The 19501-nt window shown below is 72.9% G+C and carries 8 protein-coding genes and 1 pseudogene; 6 read left to right on the top strand and 3 right to left on the bottom strand.

Annotated elements, in window-relative coordinates; all coding sequences use genetic code 11:
- Positions 1-7 precede the first annotated feature (7 nt).
- The 6 genes from AC0ZLC_RS29615 to AC0ZLC_RS29590 all read left to right on the top strand — a co-directional run bounded on the left by AC0ZLC_RS29615 (position 8) and on the right by AC0ZLC_RS29590 (position 16470).
- Positions 8-6583 carry a type I polyketide synthase gene (locus AC0ZLC_RS29615; RefSeq protein ID WP_476755010.1) on the top strand — a complete coding sequence of 2192 codons (6576 nt, stop codon included), beginning with the start codon at positions 8-10 and terminating at the stop codon, positions 6581-6583.
- Positions 6584-6588: 5 nt separating this feature from the next.
- Complete coding sequence (locus tag AC0ZLC_RS29610; protein ID WP_476755009.1) at positions 6589-9786, top strand: type I polyketide synthase; 3198 nt, start codon at positions 6589-6591, stop codon at positions 9784-9786.
- A 149-nt stretch (positions 9787-9935) separates the two neighbouring features.
- Positions 9936-13199: a non-ribosomal peptide synthetase gene (locus AC0ZLC_RS29605; RefSeq protein WP_476755008.1), complete on the top strand. Its 3264-nt coding sequence runs from the start codon at positions 9936-9938 to the stop codon at positions 13197-13199.
- Positions 13200-13239: 40 nt separating this feature from the next.
- Positions 13240-14598: a crotonyl-CoA carboxylase/reductase gene (gene ccrA, locus AC0ZLC_RS29600; RefSeq protein WP_476755007.1), complete on the top strand. Its 1359-nt coding sequence runs from the start codon at positions 13240-13242 to the stop codon at positions 14596-14598.
- 1 nt (position 14599) lies between these two features.
- Entirely contained in the window at positions 14600-15589 is a 990-nt protein-coding gene (locus tag AC0ZLC_RS29595; protein WP_476755006.1) for a 3-oxoacyl-ACP synthase III family protein, read from the top strand.
- A complete protein-coding gene (locus AC0ZLC_RS29590) occupies positions 15586-16470 on the top strand; it encodes a 3-hydroxybutyryl-CoA dehydrogenase (protein WP_476755005.1) in 885 nt (294 codons plus the stop codon). The genes AC0ZLC_RS29595 and AC0ZLC_RS29590 overlap by 4 nt, the downstream gene beginning before the upstream one ends.
- A 212-nt stretch (positions 16471-16682) precedes the next feature.
- Here AC0ZLC_RS29590 and AC0ZLC_RS29585 read toward each other — a convergent pair whose 3' ends face one another.
- From AC0ZLC_RS29585 to AC0ZLC_RS29575, 3 genes and pseudogenes are all read right to left on the bottom strand, one after another.
- Positions 16683-17444: a thioesterase II family protein gene (locus tag AC0ZLC_RS29585; RefSeq protein WP_476755004.1), complete on the bottom strand. Its 762-nt coding sequence runs from the start codon at positions 17442-17444 to the stop codon at positions 16683-16685.
- 81 nt (positions 17445-17525) lie between these two features.
- Positions 17526-19028 carry an FAD-dependent monooxygenase gene (locus tag AC0ZLC_RS29580; protein ID WP_476755003.1) on the bottom strand — a complete coding sequence of 501 codons (1503 nt, stop codon included), beginning with the start codon at positions 19026-19028 and terminating at the stop codon, positions 17526-17528.
- A gap of 278 nt (positions 19029-19306) precedes the next feature.
- A pseudogene (locus AC0ZLC_RS29575) lies at positions 19307-19501 on the bottom strand (hypothetical protein); the annotation flags it as partial.

Raw genomic sequence — 19501 nt, 5'->3', positions numbered from 1 at the left:
GAGAGCGATGACCAACGACAACAACGCCGAGGTCCTCGACTACCTCAGGCGGACCTCGATCGAACTGCTCGAGACACGCAAGCGCCTGCAGGAGGTCACCGACGCCGCCGCCGAACCCGTCGCGATCGTCGGTGTCGCCTGCCGTTACCCCGGCGGAGCGGCCTCCCCGGAGGAACTGTGGGAACTGGTGCGCACCGGCGCGGACGTCGTGTCCGACTTCCCCGACGACCGCCACTGGGACCTGGAGAACCTGCACCACCCGGACCCCGACCACCCCGGCACCTGCTACACCCGCTCGGGCGGATTCCTCTACGACGCCGGTGACTTCGACGCCGACTTCTTCGGGATCAGCCCCCGCGAGGCGCTCTCCGCCGACCCGCAGCAGCGGCTGCTCCTGGAAACCTCGTGGGAGTCGGTGGAACGGGCCGGCATCGACCCCGAGACCCTGCGCGGCAGCGACACCGGCGTGTTCGCCGGCCTCGCCTACTTCGGATACGGCAACCACTTCGAAACCCCCGAGGCCATCGCGGGCTACGGACAGGTCGGCTCCCTGCTGAGCGTGGCCTCGGGCCGGGTGGCGTACACGCTGGGCCTGGAGGGCCCCGCGGTGTCGACCGAGACCGCCTGCTCCTCGTCGCTGGTGGCCGTGCACCAGGCGGTGCAGTCGCTGCGGCAGGGCGAATGCGGCCTGGCCCTGGCCGGCGGTGTCACCGTCGTGGGGATGCCGCAGGTGTTCCGCGAGATGTCACGCCAGCGGGGCCTGTCGGCCGACGGCCGGTGCAAGGCGTTCGCGGACGCCGCCGACGGCACCGGCTTCGCCGAGGGCGTCGGCGTACTGGTCCTGGAGCGGCTCTCCGACGCACAGCGCAACGGCCGCAGGATCTGGGCCGTCATCCGCGGCTCGGCGATCAACCAGGACGGCGCCTCCAACGGACTGACCGCGCCCAGCGGCCCCGCCCAGCAGCGCGTCATCAAATCGGCGCTGGCCAACGCCCGGGTCCAGGCGAGCGAGGTGGACGTGGTGGAGGCACACGGCACCGGCACGACGCTGGGCGACCCCATCGAGGCCGGCGCCCTGCTGGCCACCTACGGGCAGGACCGGGACGAGACCGGCCCGCTGTGGCTGGGATCGCTGAAGTCGAACATCGGCCACACCCAGGCCGCCGCCGGCGTCGGCGGCATCATCAAGATGGTCATGGCGATGCGGCACGGCATGCTGCCCCGGACCCTGCACGTGGACCGCCCCTCCACCCACGTCGACTGGTCGGCCGGAGCGGTGGAGCTGCTCACCGAGGCCCGGCAGTGGCCGAGCACACCCGGCCGCCCCCGCCGCGCCGGCGTGTCCGCCTTCGGAGTCAGCGGCACCAACGCACACGTCATCCTGGAAGAGGCCCCGCCGCAGGAACAACAGCAGCAGGACGGCCCGCACCCGGACGTCACCGCCGGCCCGGTGCCGTGGGTGGTGTCGGCCAAGAACGCCAGAGCCCTGCACCAGCAGGCGGCCGCCCTGCACGACTTCCTCGCCGCCGACGCGGACCTGGACCTCGCCGACGCCGGCTGGTCCCTGGTCTCCAGCCGCACCCCCTTCGAGCACCGCGCGGTGGTCCTGGGACACGACCGCGACGAGCTGCTGAACGCCCTGAAGGCGCTGCGCGACGGCGCGGAGTCCACCGACGTCATCCGCGGCGTCACCGCGGAAAGGGGCGGCACCGTCTTCATGTTCCCGGGCCAGGGCTCACCCTGGGCCGGCGCGGCACGCCAGCTGTACGACACCTTCCCCGTCTTCGCCCGGAGCCTGGACGAGATCTGCGCACGCTTCGACACGCACCTGCCCTTCGCCCTCAAGCCGGTGCTCCTCGCCGACGACCCCGCGGAACGCGAGCGCACGGACATCGCCCAGCCGGCCCTGTTCACCCTCCAGGTCAGCCTCTACCGGCTCCTGGAGCAGTACTGCCCGCGACCGGACCACCTGATCGGCCACTCCGTCGGCGAGATCGCCGCCGCCCACGTCTGCGGAGCCCTCGCCCTGGACACCGCGACCCGGCTGGTGGCCGCCCGCGGACGCATCATGCGCACGGTCACCGAGCACGGCGCCATGCTGGCCGTACGCGCCTCCGACGCCGAGGTGAGCGCCCTGCTCCCGGCCTACGAACGGGTCGGCATCGCCGCCGTCAACGGCCCGGACTCGGTGGTGGTCTCGGGCCTGCGCGACCAGGTCCACGCCCTGCGGGACCGGCTCCTGGCCGACGGCAGGTCCGCGAAACTCCTCCCCGTCGACCACGCGTTCCACTCCCCGCTCATGGACCCGATCCTGGCGGAGTTCGCGGCGGCGCTCGGCGCGCTGCCCGCCGGCGAGATGAGCGTTCCCCTCGTCTCCACCCGGCTCGGACGCAACGCAACGCTCCAGGAGCTGACGTCCGTCGAGTACTGGGTCGGCCACGTCCGGGAACCCGTCCGCTTCCACGACGCCGTGCAGTGCGCCCGCACCGCAGGCGCGAGCGTCTTCCTCGAGGTGGGGCCGGGAGCGACACTCACCGGCATCACCCAGGAGGCCTTCGCCGGCGCGGGCGTCGACGACGCGCTGGTCCTGTCGGCGTCACGGCGCGACCGCCAGGGACCGCGGGCCCTGCTCGCCGCACTGGCCGGCCTGCACGTCACCGGCGCGAGCGTGAACTGGGACGCGCTGTTCGGCACACGCCGCAGGACCGACCTGCCCACGTACGCGTTCCAGCGGCAGCGCTACTGGCTGGACTTCCGCGCCGGCAGCAAGCCGGCCGACGTCACCTCCGCCGGCCTGTCCGCGCCGCAGCACCCGCTGCTCGGCGCCGTCATGGACCACCCCGGCACCGACGAGGTGGTCTTCACCGACCTGTGGTCCCTGCAAACCCACGGCTGGCTGGCCGATCACACCGTGTTCGGCGCGGTCGTCGTACCGGCGACGGCCCACCTGGACCTGGCGCTGTCGGTCGGCGACCACCTCGGGTGCGGCGCCGTGGAGGAACTCACCCTGGAAGTCCCCCTGATCCTTCCCCCTGCCGGCGACATGCAGATACGCATCGTCGCCGGCGCGGCGGACGACACCGGACGCCGCGCCCTGGACGTGTACGCCAGGCCCGGCGACGAGGGCCCCGCGGGCGGCTGGACACGCCACGCGCGGGGGAACCTGGCACCGGCCACACCGCGCCCGGACGGCCCCGCCCACCAGGCGCACCCGCTCGCCGTGTGGCCGCCGGCCGGAGCCCGCCGGCTGGACGCCGACGGACTCTACGACACCTTCGCCGACGCGGGCTTCGACTACGGCCCGGCCTTCCGCGGGCTGCGCGAGGTCTGGCGGCAGGGCGAGGACCTCTTCGCCCTCGCCACCCTGCCCGACACCGCCGGGAGCCCGGCAGGCGGCGCCTTCGCCCTGCATCCCGCACTGCTGGACACCGTCCTGCACGCGGTGGTCGCCGGCGGCGTCATCGAGGTGACGGGCGAGCAGGGCTGGATGCCCTTCTCCTGGTCCGGCGTGGAACTGGACCGGCCGTGCGGCGCGAGCGTACGGGTGCGCCTCACCCCGGCCGGCGAAGGCGTCGTGTCCGTGACGGTCGCCGACGAGCACGGCCACGAACTCGCCCGCATCCAGGCGCTGACGTTCCGCCCGGCCAACGCCGAACAGGTCCGCGCCGCACACGGCGCCCAGCAGTCGCTGTACGAACTGCAGTGGCGCCCGCCCGCCCCCGGCACGCCCAGGAACCGCCGCGGCCCCTGGGCCGTCCTGGGCACGCCCGGCGGCCCGGCCTCCCGGCTCCTCGACGCGGCCGGCGCCGACACCGCGCTCTACACCCGCCTGGACGACATCCCGCCCGGGCAGGCGCCCGCACACCTCGTCCTGTACCTGGACGACACCACCGCCGCCGGCCCCGATGCGCTCGGTACGGTCGCCGACACCGACAAGCGCGTCCTGCAGACGCTCCAGCGCCTGCTCACCGAGGAACCCCTGGCCCGGACCACGCTGGTGGTGCTCACCCGCCGGGCCCTTGGCACCGGCACGCACGACAGCGTCCAGAACCTGCCCGGCGCGTCCGTGTGGGGCCTGGTCCGCTCCGCGCAGACCGAGCACCCCGGCAGGTTCAAGCTGGTGGACATCGACGACGAGAAGACGTCCTGGGCCCGGCTCGCGGACACGTTCGCCCTGGCGGAGGACCAGCTGGCGCTGCGCGCCGGCGCCCTGCTCGTCCCCCGCCTCGCCGCGGCCGCGCCCGCGGACCGCCGCCTCGACGCGCCGCCGGCCGGACACCGCCTGGGCATCCCCACCAAGGGAACGCTGGAGAACCTGACCTGGGTCCCGTGCCCCGAGGCGGACGCGCCCCTGACAGCCGGTCAGGTCCGCATCGCCGTCCAGGCCGCGGGCCTCAACTTCCGCGACGTCACCATCGCGCTGGGGCTGGTGGACCGCACGGCCATCGACGCGGGAGTCGGCAGCGAGGGCGCCGGAGTCGTCCTCGACGTGGCGGACGACGTGACCCGCCTGGCACCGGGCGACCGGGTCACCGGCATCTTCACCGGCGCCTTCGGCCCCACCGCCGTGGCGGACCACCGCACCCTCGTGCCCGTCCCCGACGGCTGGAGCTACGCCCAGGCGGCGTCCGTGCCGTGCACCTTCCTCACCGCCTACTACGCGCTCTTCCACGCCACGAGGCTCCGCCGGGGCCAGCGCATCCTCATCCACGCCGCGGCAGGCGGCGTCGGGATGGCCGCCGTCCAGCTGGCCCAGCACCTCGGCGCCGAGATCTACGCCACCGCCAGCCCCGCCAAGTGGCCCGCCCTGCGCGCCCTGGGACTTGACGACGACCACCTGGCCTCCTCACGCGACCTGGACTTCGTCGACAAGTTCCGCCGCACCTCCGGCGGCCGCGGGGTGGATGTCGTCCTGAACTCGCTCGCCCACACCTTCGTCGACGCCTCGCTGAGGCTGCTTCCCGAGGGCGGCCACTTCCTGGAGATGGGCAAGACGGACATCCGCGACCCCCGCCAGGTGGCAGCCGACCACCCCCAAGTCCACTACCGGGCCTTCGACCTCTACGAGGCGGGACCGGACGCGATCCACGACATGTTCCAGGCCGTCATGGACCTGTTCGCCGACGGCCGGGTGCGGCTGAACCCGATCTCCCTGCGCGACATCCGCGACGCGCGCCACACCTTCCGCGAGATGAGCCAGGGCCGCCACACCGGAAAGCTGGTCCTGGACGTGGGCGCCGGCTTCGGCGGCGGCACCGTGCTGGTCACCGGCGGGACCGGGGGAGTGGGCTCACTCGTGGCCCGCCACCTCGTCACCCGGCACGGCGTACGCAGCCTGCTGCTGGCCAGCCGCAGCGCAACGGCCGCCGACGGGGTGCCCGAGCTGGTCGCGGACCTCGAAAACGCGGGAGCCGCGGTACGGGTCGTGGCCTGCGACATCGCGGACCGCACCGCCGTGGCCGGCCTGCTCGCCACCGACCTGCCAGGCCGGTACCCGCTGACCGCCGTCGTGCACGCCGCGGGTGTCCTCGCGGACGGCACCGTCGAATCGCTGACCGCCGACAGCATCGACCACGTGCTGCGCGCCAAGGCCGGCGGCGCGCTCCACCTGCACGAACTGACCCAGCAGCACACCCTGTCGGCGTTCATCCAGTTCTCCGCCCTGGCGGGCACCCTCGGCAACGCGGGACAGGCCAACTACGCCGCGGCGAACGCCTTCCTGGACGGCCTGGCGGCCCAGCGCAGCGCCGCCGGCCTGCCCGGCACCTCGCTGTGCTGGGGCTGGTGGGAGCAGAGCAGCGGCATGACCGGCGACCTGGACGAGGCCGACCTGGCCCGCCTGCGGCGCACCGGCATCGCCGCGATGGCGACCGGCGAGGCACTGGCCCTGTTCGACGCGGCGTGCGCGAGCGGCAAACCGGTCCTCGTCCCGGCCCGCCTCGACCTCGCCGCGCTGCGCGAGCGGAGCAGCGAGGAGGTGCCCCCGCTCCTGCGCGACCTCGTCGACGCCGGCCGGCCCCGCCGCACCCGGGTGGGCGCGGCCGGCACGGCCGGCGAGGGCACCTCGCCCGCACTGTCCGCGAAGCTGGCCACGCTGCCAGCCGACGAGGCCCGGGCAGCCGCCCTGGACTGGGTCCGCGAACAGGTCGCCGTCGTCCTTGGACACTCCTCCGGCGCGGGGGTCGACGCCGACCAGGCGTTCACCCCGCTGGGCATCGACTCGCTGACCGCGGTCGAACTGTGCAACCGGCTGGCCGCCGCGACCGGACTGCGCCTGCCCTCCACCCTCGTCTTCAGCTACCCCACCCCGCGCGAGCTGAGCGAACACATCTGCGGCCTGCTGCGCCCGGCCGCCGACGACAACCCGGCCACCGCCCAGAGCGCCGAGGACATCGCGATCCGCGAAGTGCTGCGGAGCGTCTCGATCGAGCGCCTGCGCGACGCGGGCGTCCTGGAGCTGGTCCTGGCGTGCGCCCAGGCACCCGCGCCGGGCGGCGACGCACCGGCCCGGGCCGACGCGGACGAACTGTCGGACCTGGATCTGGAAGCACTGGTCGACCTGGCTCTGGATGAGAAGAGGTAACTGACATGACCAACTCCGCGGAACATGCGGCGGACGGCGCGGACCGGGTCCAGCGGGCGCTGCGCACCCTGCTGGAGGAACGCGACCGCCTCCGCCAGGAGAACGACGCGCTGAAAGCCGGCCGCGGCGAGCCGGTCGCCGTGGTGGCCATGGCCTGCCGCTACCCGGGAGGCGTCTCGACCCCCGAGGAACTGTGGGACGTGGTCCGCGAGGGCCGCGACGTCGTAGGGGACTTCCCGCAGGACCGCGGATGGCGGGACGTGTACGACCCCGATCCCGACGCCGCCGGCAGCGCCTACACGCGCCAGGGAGGGTTCCTGGCCGACGTGGCCGGCTTCGACGCGGAGTTCTTCGGCATCAGCCCGCGTGAGGCGCTGGCGGTCGACCCGCACCACCGCCTGCTGCTGGAGACGTCGTGGGAGGTCTTCGAGCGGGCCGGTATCGTCCCCGCCGACGTGCGCGGCGAAGAGGTCGGCGTCTTCTCCGGGGTGAGTTCCTCCGAGTACGGATGGCGTTTCCTCGAAGGCGGCCAGAAGGACCTGGAGGGCTACCTGCTGTACGGCAGCGCGCTGAGCGTCGCCTCCGGGCGGGTGGCGTACGAACTGGGCCTGACCGGACCGGCGGTGTCGGTGGACACCGCCTGCTCGTCGTCGCTGGTGGCCCTGCACATGGCGGTGCAGTCGCTGCGCTCGGGGGAGTGCTCGCTCGCCCTGGCGGGCGGGGCGCTGGTGATGGCGACGCCCGCGATGTTCGTGGAGTTCTCCCGGCAGGGCGCGCTGTCGGCCGACGGCCGGTGCAAGGCCTTCGCGGACGGAGCCGACGGGACCGGCTGGGCCGAGGGGGCGGGGGTGCTGCTCCTGGAGCGGCTGTCCGACGCCCGGCGCAACGGCCACCCGGTACTGGCCGTCGTCCGCGGGTCCGCGGTCAACCAGGACGGGGCCTCCAACGGGCTGACCGCCCCCAACGGCCGCGCCCAGGAGAAGGTGATCCGCAAGGCGCTGGCGAACGCGGGCGTCACGGCCCGCGAGGTGGACCTGGTCGAGGCCCACGGCACCGGAACGGTACTGGGCGACCCCATCGAGGCGGCCGCCCTGCTGGCCACCTACGGGCAGGACCGGGACAGCGGCAGCCCGCTGTGGCTGGGATCGCTGAAGTCGAACATGGGCCACGCCCAGGCCGCCGCCGGAGTCGGCGGCGTCATCAAGACCGTGCTGGCCATGCGCCACGGACACCTGCCCAAGACCCTGCACGTGGGCAAGCCCTCGCATCACGTGGACTGGTCCTCGGGCGCGGTCGAGGTCCTGTCGCAGGGACGTGAGTGGAAGCGGGGCAACGGCCCGCGGCGGGCCGGCGTGTCCTCCTTCGGCGTCAGCGGCACCAACGCGCACGTGATCCTGGAAGAGGCCCCGCCGCAGGAACAGCGGCAGGACACTGCGGGTGCGGGTGCGGGTGCGGGTGCGGGTGCGGGTGCGGGTGCGGGTACGGGTACGGGTACGGGTACGGGTGCGGGTGCGGGTGCGGGTGTCGTCGGCGGGCTGGTGCCGTGGGTGGTGTCGGCCAAGAGCGCCAGAGCCCTGGAACAGCAGGCGGGCAAGCTGCGGGATCTCGTGACCGCCGGCGCGGACCTGGACCTCGCCGACGCCGGCTGGTCGCTGGTCTCCAGCCGCAGCAGGTTCGAGCACCGCGCGGTGGTCCTGGGCCGCGACCGGGACGAACTGGCAGCCGCACTGGCGTCGTTGAGCGAGGGCAGGGAGTCGGCCGCGGTGGTCCGCGGCACTGCCCGGGACCTCAAAGGCGTCGCCTTCGTGTTCCCCGGCCAGGGCTCCCAGTGGGTCGGCATGGGCCGCGAACTGTACGACGCCTTCCCCGTCTTCGCGCGGAGCCTTGAGGCGTGCTCGGCCGCCCTGGCCGAGTGGGTCGACTGGTCGCTGCTCGACGTGGTGCGCGGCGTGCCGGGCGCACCCACCCTGGACCGGGTGGACGTGGTGCAGCCGGCACTGTTCTCGGTGATGGTGTCCATGGCCGCCCTGTGGCGGTCCTTCGGTGTGGAGCCGGCCGCTGTGGTGGGCCACAGCCAGGGCGAGATAGCCGCCGCCCACGTGTGCGGTGCGCTGTCCCTGCGGGACGCCACCCGGGTGGTGGCACTGCGCAGCAAGGCTCTGGTGGGCCTGATCGGGCACGGCGGGATGGCGTCGGTCGCGGAGTCCGAGCAGGTGGTGCAGGAGCGGCTGGCTCCGTGGAACGGCCGGGTGAGCGTCGCCGTCGTCAACGGACCCCGCTCGGTCGTGGTGTCCGGGGAACCGGACGCCCTGGACGAGTTCGTCGAGAAGATGAAGGCCGACGGCGCCCAGGCCCGGCGGATATCCGTCGACTACGCCTCCCACTCCCACCACGTGACCCGGGTCCGCGACGACGTGCTCGCCTCACTGTCCGGCGTGAGCCCCACCTCGTCGAAGCTGCCCTTCTACTCGACCCTGTACGGCGAGATCATCGACACCGCGGAACTGAACGCCGACTACTGGTACAACAACCTGCGCGAGAAGGTCCGCTTCGAGTCGTCCGTGCGCCGGCTGGCCGAGGACGGCTTCGGGGTGTTCGTCGAGATGAGCCCGCACCCCGTGCTGACCGTCCCGGTGCAGGAGATCGTCGAGGACGTGGACGACGCGCTGGTCCTGTCGTCCTCGCGGCGCGGCCGGGGCGAGGTGGAGGCCGTGCTCGGTTCGCTGGCCGCACTCCACACCCGCGGCGGGTCCGTGGACTGGGACACCCTGTTCGAAACACGCCGGCGGGTGGATCTGCCGACCTACGCGTTCGCCCGGCAGCGGTACTGGCTCAGCTCCTCGCCCACCGCGGCCGCCACGGCACAGGTGTCCCCGGCGCAGCCGGGCCCCGGCGAGGAGAGCCGCGTCCCGCTGTCGGAGCAGATCTGCGCCCTTCCCCCGGACGACGCGCAGGCACTGGTCCTGGACCACGTCCTGGAGAGGGTCGCTGTCGTCCTCGGGCATTCCTCGAGCGAGACCGTAGGCCCGGACGACGAGTTCATGAAACTTGGATTCGACTCGATGCTGTCGTCGGAGCTGAGCAAACGCCTCACCGCGTCCACCGGACGCAAACTGAAGCCGAACGTGGTGCTGCGGCACCCCTCACCACGCCTGATCGCCGGGCACATCGTGTCCCTGATGGCCACGGGCGACACCCGCTGAACGGTGTGAACCCACCGTGCCCGGCACGCGGTCGGCCCCGCACGAAGTGTCCCGCCGGCGGGACACCGCAAGCGCGACGGCGGCGTGTCCCGCCGGGAACCGAGTTGTCTTGAACGGCTGAGTCACCCCCCTGACGATGGGGGCGAGCTGTGAATTCCTCCGGAGTCCCGGACCTTTTTGTCGAGGGGTTGATCTGTGTGCGTTCGTTCGGTGCGTCGTCTGCGCATAAAGGCATGTGGCGAGCGCAGGAAATGGCTCCCGACACGCCGAACCATGCGCTGACCATGTGGGATGTGGACGGTGAACTGGACGCGGCGGTCATCGAGGCCGCGTTCCTGCACGTGATGGACGAGGCGGAGGTGCTGCGCGTCAACTTCACCGACGACGGCGGCGGACTGCGCCTTCTCCCCCGGGACCTGGGGGACTGGCGTCCCTTCTCCCTGGACCTGAGCGCCGAGGCCGACCCCGAACAGGCGGCGCGCGAGGCCATGGCCGACCTGGTGCGCCAGCCCTTCGACCTGGAACGGGATCTGCTGTTCCGGCTCGGCGTGGTCAAACTCGCAAAAACCCGCTCACTCCTGGTGATCGCCTACCACCACCTCATCTCCGACGGGTTCGGCGCGGGCGGCCTGCTCTCCAAGCGCCTCGCCGAGGTGTACACGGCGCTGGCGCGCGGCGAGGCGGTACCGCAACTGCCGCACCCGTGGGACACCGCCTCGTTCGCGACCGAGGCGACGGAGTACCTCGACTCCCCGAAGTTCACCGAGGACACGCAGTTCTGGCGCGAGTACCTGACGAACGCGCCCCCGCCCGCACAGGTTCCACGCGTCGCCCTGTCCGACGCGCAGCGCTCGGCCCTGTCCGAACCGCTGAGCAGCGCCGACCGCTGGTCGGAGGTCGCCGAGACCATCGGCATGGTCAGCCGGACCCTGTCCGTACCCCGCGCCGAGGCCGACGCCTGGGCCAAGGCCGCCCAGTCCATGGGCCTGTGGACGTCGCAGATGCTGACCGCGGCCGCCGGCGTGTTCCTGCGCCACCGCTGCGACCGCCCGGAGTTCCTCATCTCACTGGCCGTGGGCAACCGGGTCGGCGTGGCGAGCCGCACGCCCGGCCTGGCCGTCAACGTGGTGCCCGTACGGGTGGCCGTCGACCTGCACGCGACCTTCGCCGAGATCGCCGACGCCCTCGTCGAGGAGACGTACGAGATCTCCGGCCACACCGCCTGCCACTACTCCGACATCCAGCGCGCGAGCAAAACCGTCCTGAGCGGCCGCGGCAGCTACGGCGCCGTCGTGAACGTCGTCGAGTTCGTCGAGCAGCTGCGCTTCGGCGACAGCCCGGCCCGCTACCGCGGCGCGACGACCGGGACCTTCGAGGAACTGTCGATCGGCGTCTACACCGACGGCAGCCCCGACAGTGACCTCTTCATCCGCCTGGACGCCCCGGCACGCCTGTACCACCGCGCGGAACTGCGCCACATCGGCGAGGAACTGATCGCCTTCATCCGTGCCGCGGTGGCCGCCGGCGAGCAGCCGGTCGGCGCGCTGGACGTGGTGAGCGGCACCGAACGCGAGCAGGTGCTCAGCGCACCCCACGGCACGGACACCCCCGCCCCGACAGCGACGGTGCCCGAGCTGTTCGCCCGGCAGGCCGCACAGCACCCCGACGCCCCCGCGCTGGTGTCGGGCGACACCACGCTCACCTACCGGGAACTGGACGAACGCTCCAGCCGCCTGGCCCGGGCGCTGCACGGGCACGTGGGACCCGAGACGGTCGTGGCGGTGGCGATGCCCCGCTCGGCGGACCTGGCCGTCGCCCTGCTGGGCGTGGTCAAGGCGGGCGGCGCCTACCTGCCGCTCGACCCGGCGGCCCCCGCGGAGCACCTCAGGGCACGGATCGGCCGGACCTCGGCGCGCGCCCTGCTCACCGACACCGCGAACGCCGCACACCTCTCCGGCCTGGGCGTCCCGGTGCTCACGGCCGACGACCTCGCCTGGGGCAGCACCGGCGACGACACCAGCGCGCCGCCCGCCGTGCGCCCGGCACACCAGGACAGCCTGCTCGCGGTCCTGCACGGCTCCCGGACCGGCACCGCGGACGACACCGTCGCGATGACGCACCGCAACATGGAACGGTTCGTCCTGGACCACCACTGGCACGCGGCCGGCCAGGCCACCGTGCTGTGGCACACCCCGCACACCTGCGACGCACTCGCCCTCGAACTGTGGGTGCCCCTGCTCAACGGCGGCCGGGTGGTCCTGGCTCCCCCCGGCACCCTCGACATCGACACCCTGATCGAGGCACGCGCCGCCCACGACATCTCCACGCTGTGGCTGCCCGCGGCCCAGTTCTCCGCGATCGCGGCCCAGCGCCCCGAACTGCTGGCCGGCCTGCGCGAGGTGTGGACCGGCGGCGACCGCGTCTCCGCGGCCGCGCTGCGCCGCGTCCAAAAGGCCTGCCCCGAACTGACGATCGTCCACGGCCACGGCCTGACGGAATCGACCGTGTTCGCCGCCTGCCACCGCCTGGCCGCCGGCGAACCGGTACGCCACGCCGGCACGGCCGGCCAACCCATGGACCACACCGCCCTGTACGTCCTTGGACCGGGCCTTGCACCGGTCCCCGTCGGCGTGACCGGAGAGCTGTACGTGGCCGGCCCCGGCGTGGCCCGCGGATACCCCGGGCGGCCCGCAGCGACCGCGGAGCGCTTCGTGCCCTGCCCGTTCGGCCCGCCCGGAGGGCTCATGCACCGGACCGGGGACCGGGTGCGCTGGGGCACCGGCGGCCGCCTGGAGTACGTGGCCCGGGCCGGTGAACAGGCCGACGTCCGCGGCGTCCGCGTCGAGCTGCCCGAGGTCGAAGAGGTGCTGTGCGAGCACACCGCCCTCGCGCACGCAGTCGTCGCCGTCCGCACGGACGGCACCGGGCAGCAGCGCCTGGCCGCCTACGTCGTCCCGGCGGGCGGGAGCGGCGTCTCGGCCGACGAGCTGCGCCGCTTCGCCGCGGGCTGGCTGCCGGAGTCGCTGGTGCCGTCGGTGTTCACAGTGCTGGACCGCCTGCCGGTGACGGCCGACGGAAGGGTGGACCGGGCGGCACTTCCCGAGCCCGCGTCCGACGAGGGCACCTACCGGGCACCGCGCAACGACACCGAGCGGGTGCTGGCCGCGGCGTTCGCCGACGTGCTCGAACTGGACCGGGTGGGCATCGACGAGGACTTCTTCGACCTCGGCGGCAACTCGCTGCGGGCGATCCGGCTGGTCGGCCTGATCCGGGCGGAGCTCAAGCAGGAGGTGTCCATCCGCAGGCTGTTCGCCGCACGCACCGTCATCGGCCTGTCGGACATGTGGAAGGACCTCGGCCAGTCCAGCAGGCCGAGCCTGCGCCGGCGCACGAAGGAAGGCGCCGTCCTGTGAGCACCGCCCGGCCGCTCTCCCGCGACGGAGGAAGGGAATCATGGACTCTTTGACAGAAGCCCTGCTGTCCGGGGCCGGCCCGCAGGAGATCGGGCGACACGAACTTCCCCCCTCCTACGAGGCCGCCCACCTGCTGGCCCGCGACGTCGGCATGTTCGACGGCGTGCAGGACAAGGACGTCCGCAAGTCGCTGCACGTCGGTCAGGTCCCGATGCCGCAGATCGCGCCGGACGAGGTGGTCGTCGCCGTCATGGCGAGTTCCATCAACTACAACACCGTGTGGTCGGCGACGTTCGCGCCGGTGCCCACCTTCGAGTTCCTCAGGCGCCACGCCCGCCAGGGCGGCTACGCAGCCCGCCACGACCAGCCGCATCACGTGCTGGGCTCGGACGCGGCCGGCATCGTCGTACGCACCGGGGCGGGAGTGCGGCACTGGAGGACGGGCGACCACGTGGTCGCCAGCTGCGTCCAGGTCGACGAGCAGGAACCGGCGACCCACGCCGACGCGATGCTCGGCACGGGCCAGCGGATCTGGGGCTACGAGACCAACTTCGGCGGCCTCGCCCACTACGCGGTGGTGCGCGCGAGCCAGCTGCTGCCCAAACCCGCCCACCTCACGTGGGAGGAGTCGGCGGGGGTCCTGCTGACCGCCACGACGTCGTACCGGATGCTGGTCGGCGCCAACGGCGCACGGATCAAACAGGGCGACATCGTCCTCATCTGGGGTGCCACCGGCGGCCTGGGCGCGTTCGCGGTGCAGATGGTGAAGAACGCCGGCGGGATCGCCGTCGGCGTGGTCAGCTCCGAACGCAAGGCCGAGGCGCTGCGCCGCCTGGGCTGCGACGTGGTGATCAACCGCAACGACATCGGCATGGGCGGGGACAGCGCGCCCACCCCGGAGCGGACCATCGAGCTCGGCAAACGGCTCGGCCGGGAGATCCGGCGCCACGTCGGCGAGGACCCGCACGTCGTGTTCGACTACGTCGGGCGGGCCACGTTCGGGATCTCGGTGTTCGTCGTGCGCAAGGGCGGAACGGTCGTCACCTGCGGATCGAGCACCGGCTACGACCACCACTTCGACAACCGCTACCTCTGGATGAACCTCAAGCGCATCATCGGCAGCCACGCGGCCAACCTCCAGGAGCAGGCGGAGTGCAACCGCCTCGTCCGCCTCGGGCACCTTTCCCCCGTCCTCTCCGAGGTGTTCGCGCTCAAGGACGTCGGCGAGGCCGCACGGCTGGTCCAGCTGAACCGGCACACCGGAAAGGTCGGCGTGCTCTGCCTCGCCCCCGAGGAAGGACTCGGCGTCACCGACCCCGCACTGCGGGAGAAGATCGGGCCGGCGCGCCTGAACCCGCTGCGCGCACCCGCCGCGCCCGCCGTCGCAGAGGTGTCCTGACATGGGGATCGGCATACTGTCCACCGGCTCCTACCTGCCCAAGCACGAGGTGGGCAACGAGGAGGTCGCCGAACGCGTCGGCGTCACCGCGGAATGGATCGAACGCAAGACCCAGATCCGCTCACGCCGCTACGCCGCCCCGCACGAGGCGACGTCCGACCTGGCGGTCAAGGCCGCCGAACGGGCGCTGGAGCAGTCCGGACTGACCGCGCAGCAGATCGACTACATCATCGTCTCGACCTCCACCGGCGACTTCCCCCAGCCCCCCACCTCCTACCTGGTGCAGCACGGCCTGGGCGCCTACGGCGCGGCCTGCTTCGACGTCAACGTCGTGTGCAGCGGATTCGTCTACGCCCTGTCACTGGCCCACAGCCTGGTGACCGTGAGCCCGAACGCCCGGGTCCTGGTGATCGGCGCGGACGTGTACTCGCGGATCCTGGACTTCACCGACCACAGGACGGCGATCCTGTTCGCCGACGGAGCCGGGGCAGCCGTCGTCGGCGCGGTGCCGCAGCCCTACGGGATCATCGCCAGTGACCTGTCCAGCCGCGGCGACGCCCACCACCTGATCCGCGTCGAGGCCGGCGGCAGCCGCAGGCCCGCCTCGGCGGCGACCGTCGCCGAAGGCGGCCACTACTTCAGGATGGACGGCCGCGGGGTACGCGACTTCGTCGCCGAACACGTGCCGCCCGCGCTCCTCGCACTGGCCCGCCGGGCCGGCGTGGACATCGGCGCGGTCGACCACTTCGTCCCGCACCAGGCCAACGGCGTGATGCTCGGCGAGGTCGTCGAACGCGCGGGACTGCAGGGCGCACACACCCACCGCACCCTGATCAGGTACGGGAACGTCGGCAGCGCCTCGGTGCCGGTCGCACTCGACGAGGCCCACCGCACCGGCGCGCTGGCACCGGGGGAGCTGGTGCTGCTCGCCGGGTTCGGCGGCGGCATGTCCATCGGAGCATCACTTCTGACCTGGGGGGCCCACACATGACCACGTCCACACACAGCGCCGGTACCGGCATCGGCCGGGTGGGTGTCGCCGGCAGCGGCATCATGGGCACCGGCATCGCCGAACTGTGCGCCAGAGCCGGACTGAACGTGAAGGTCGCGGTGTTCTCCGAGGCATCACTGCAGAAGGCACCGCAGCGGCTGACCGCCTCCCTCGACCGGGCCGTGACCAAGGGCAAACTCACCGCGCACGAGCGCGACGCGGCACGGGAGCGGGTGACGTTCACCCGCGACCTCGCCGACCTCGCGGACCGCCACCTGGTGATCGAGGCGGTCAAGGAGGACGAGCAGCTCAAGCTGGACCTGTTCGCCACCCTCGACAAGATCGTCGAGGACCCGGACGCGATCCTGGCGACCAACACCTCCTCGATCCCGGTCGCCCGCCTCGCCGCCGCGACCCGCCGCCCGGGCCACGTCCTCGGCATGCACTTCTTCAACCCCGTCCCGGTGCTGCCACTTGTCGAGATCGTCGCCTCGGTGCTGACGGACGAGACGGTCGCCACACGGGCGCTGGCCTTCACCCGCGACGTCCTGGGCAAGAATCCCATCGCCTCACCCGACCGGGCCGGCTTCCTCGTCAACGCGCTGCTGTTCCCCTACCTGCTGTCCGCCATCCGCATGGTCGAGTCGGGCCTGGCGAGCGCCGAGACCCTCGACCAGGGCATGACCGCAGGCTGCGCGCATCCGATGGGCCCGCTGCGCCTGGCCGACCTCATCGGCCTGGACACCACCGTGGCCATCGCCCAGGCCATGTACGAGGAGTACAAGGAACCGCTGTACGCCCCGCCGCCGCTGCTGCTGCGCATGGTCGAGAGCGGCCTGCTGGGCAAGAAGTCCGGCCGCGGCTTCTACCCCTACACCTGAGCCCCGGGCGGCGCCGCGGAGCACAACCGGCCGCCGCCGCCCCGGACTCAGCAGCTACCCCGGCCCCGGGGCCGGGGTAGCTGCTGAGTCCGGGGCGGGGATCCGGGGACACGAAGACCTCCGGTGCGGTGAAGGCGTCGGCCCTTCCCGCACCGGAGGTCTTCGTCCCGCTCACCGCCCGGCACCCGCCTGCCGCCGCAGGCGGGTGCCGGTCAGGCGGCGGCGGCCTCGGTGAGCAGCCCCTCGGTGAGGGCCGCCGCGACCTGCCCGAGCTGGTCGAAGAGGTAGAAGTGGCCCCCGGGAAACACCTTCAGGGTGAAGTCGCCGGTGGTGTGCCTCTCCCAGGTCCTGGCCTCCTGAGCCGTCACCATCGGGTCGCTGTCCCCGATCAGCGCGGTCACCGGAGCGGCGAGCGGCTCACCCGGCCGCCAGCTGTACGTGCCAAGGGCCCCGTAGTCGGCCCGCAGCGCCGGCAGCACCAGCTCCAGGACGTCGGGGTCCTCCAGCATGGACTGGTCGGTGCCGCCCAGCCTGCGCACGTCGGCCAGCACATCGGCGTCGTCGTAGAGGTGGTAGGGGATGTGGCCGTGGGCGTCCGGCGCACCCCGGCCCGAGACGAACAGCATTTGCGGAGACGGCAGTTGCTGCTGGGCGAGGAGACGGGCCGTCTCGAACGCGACGAGCGAGCCCATGCTGTGGCCGAACAGGGCGTAGGGCCGTCCGCGGTCCGCGGCCAGCTCGCGCGCCAGCTCCCGCGCCACCGCCTCCACGAGCGGCGCCAGGGCCCTGAACGGCTCCTCTTGGTAGCGGTCCTGGCGTCCCGGATACTGCACGGACACCACGTCGAAGTGCGCGGGCAGCGCGTGCGCCAGATCCTTGAATGCCGTCGCGGAGCCCCCGGCGTGCGGGAAGCACACGAGCCGCGGCCCGTCTCCCGCGGCCGTGGTGAAGCGTCGGAACCACGTGCTGTTCACTGTCGATGTGTCCCTTCGTCTGGGTCGGAGCACCGGCTGCCGCAGCCTGGACCGGTGGGCCCGTTCGTCTCGTGCGGTGTCTCACCCCCGCAGGGCCGGCCCGAACCAGGTGGCGAGAGCGGTCCGCAGCGCGGAGGTGTCGGGCGCGCCGCCGCCGGCGGCCGCCCAGGCGACATGGCCGTCGGGCCGGATGAGCAGCGCGTCGGGAGCGGGCAGCTCGCCGACGGCCGGGACGGGCCAGTGCCCGTCCTCGCTGCGCGCCTCGACCAGGTCGACGCGGTCGGCCCACCCCTTGACGGCCGCCGCCACCTCGGCGCTGCCCCGCAGGTCCAGCAGGACGGGACGGGCGGCGTGCAGCAGCTCGTACACCCGGCCGGCGCCGCCGGCCGCCTCCAGGCCGGCGTCCGGGACCCGGCGGCCCACCAGCGGGTGGTCGCCGTCGGCCGGGTAGCGGATGTCCAGCGCCGTCAGCAGGTGGCGCAGGTACTGGTTGACGTCGTCGAAGACCATCAGCGAGCTGAACACCTCACGCAGCGCGTCCGTCTGGGGGCCGGGGCGCACCAGCGCCGACTGCGCCCGGGTGTTGTGCAGCACGCGCTCACCGACGGGGTGGCGCTCCTCGTGGTAGGTGTCCAGCAGGTCCTCCGGCGCCTGGCCGCGCACCACCGAGGCGAGCTTCCAGCCGAGGTTGACCGCGTCCTGCACCCCCATGTTCAGCCCCTGCCCGCCGGCCGGGAAATGGATGTGCGCCGCGTCGCCCGCGAGCAGCACCCGCCCCTGCCGGTACTGGGCGGCCTGTCGCGCCGCGTCGCTGAACCGGGAGACCCACCGGGGGCTGCGCATCCCGAAGTCGGTGCCCGCGACCCTGACCAGCGACTCCCGCAGCTGCTCGAACGTCACCGGCTCGTCGCGGCCCGCGACGCGGTCGAACTCGGAGGTGATCACCCGGTACCAGCCCGGTTCGAAGGCGATCGCCGAGTAGTCGCCGCCCGCGGTACGCCGTACCCAGACGTAGTCCTCGGGCAGGTCGGGCAGTTCGACGTCGCCGATCAGCGCGGTCATCGTCGCCTCGGTGCCGGGGAAGTCGATGCCCGCCAGCTTGCGCACCGTGCTGCGCCCGCCGTCGCAGCCCACGAGGTAGCGGCCGCGCAGCGTCGCGGGTGCCTCCTGCGGTGTGGTCAGCTCGACCGACACGCCGGCCTCGTCCTGGTGGATCCCGCTCACCTCGCACGACCTGCGCACCCGCACGCCGAGCCCGGTGGCCCACTCCTCCAGGAGCCGCTCGATGGCGGACTGGAGGATCATCAGCGGGTAGGGGTGCCGGGACTCGGACTCGTCGAAGTCGAGATACAGGCCGGAGAAGTGGCCCACCGGCTGCAGGGTGCCTTCCGCCAGGAAGCGGTCCAGGATTCCGCGCTGGTCCAGCACCTCCAGGGTGCGGGAGTGGATCCCGCCGGCCCGCGACTCGCCCGAGCGCTGCGCGAGCCGCTCGACCACCACCACGTCGACGCCCGCCAGCCGCAGTTCGCAGGCGAGCATCAGGCCCGTGGGCCCGGCGCCCGCGATCACCACATCCGTGTCCATGCCGGCGTGTCCCACGTCGTCCCCCTCGGTTGCCGCGCCTGCCGCGTCGTCAGATCACCTCCACGTTCACGCACGTGGACCGGCAGTTCAAGACACCTCGATGCCGGAGGGGCCCACGGAGGCCGCCCTTGCCCTGTCCCGCCGGCGGGACAGACCCCCAGGCGGCGGGACAGCCCTTCGACCCCGCCGGAAGAACTCTCCGGCGGGGTCGGGGCGACAGGGCATCAGGCGGGGCACTCGGCCCGTTCGGTGACCCGGGGCCGTTTGGGCTGGGGTGGTCAGGCGGCGTCGAGGGCTTGGGTGATCTTGTGGGTCATGGCGGTCTGGGCGGGGGAGGGCTGGTTCTTGTGGGCCTGGGTGGAGGCGTCGACGGCGACCAGGACGGTGCTGCGGAAGTTGTCGGCTTCTTCGGGTGCCTGCTTCTTCAGCAGCTGTACGGCGGCGGTCAGGGCGGGCAGGACGCGGTCGGCGAG

The sequence above is a fragment of the Streptomyces sp. GLSS-08 genome (assembly GCF_056387915.1).
This window is presented reverse-complemented; position numbering and strand designations above follow the sequence as displayed.

Bases quoted from the DNA above. Each gene is read 5' to 3' on its own strand.
- AC0ZLC_RS29595 (WP_476755006.1), top strand. From the start codon at position 14,600: ATGGGGATCGGCATACTGTCCACCGGCTCCTACCTGCCCAAGCACGAG.
- AC0ZLC_RS29615 (WP_476755010.1), top strand. From the start codon at position 8: ATGACCAACGACAACAACGCCGAGGTCCTCGACTACCTCAGGCGGACC.
- ccrA (WP_476755007.1), top strand. From the start codon at position 13,240: ATGGACTCTTTGACAGAAGCCCTGCTGTCCGGGGCCGGCCCGCAGGAG.
- AC0ZLC_RS29580 (WP_476755003.1), bottom strand. From the start codon at position 19,028: ATGGACACGGATGTGGTGATCGCGGGCGCCGGGCCCACGGGCCTGATG.
- AC0ZLC_RS29590 (WP_476755005.1), top strand. From the start codon at position 15,586: ATGACCACGTCCACACACAGCGCCGGTACCGGCATCGGCCGGGTGGGT.
- AC0ZLC_RS29610 (WP_476755009.1), top strand. From the start codon at position 6,589: ATGACCAACTCCGCGGAACATGCGGCGGACGGCGCGGACCGGGTCCAG.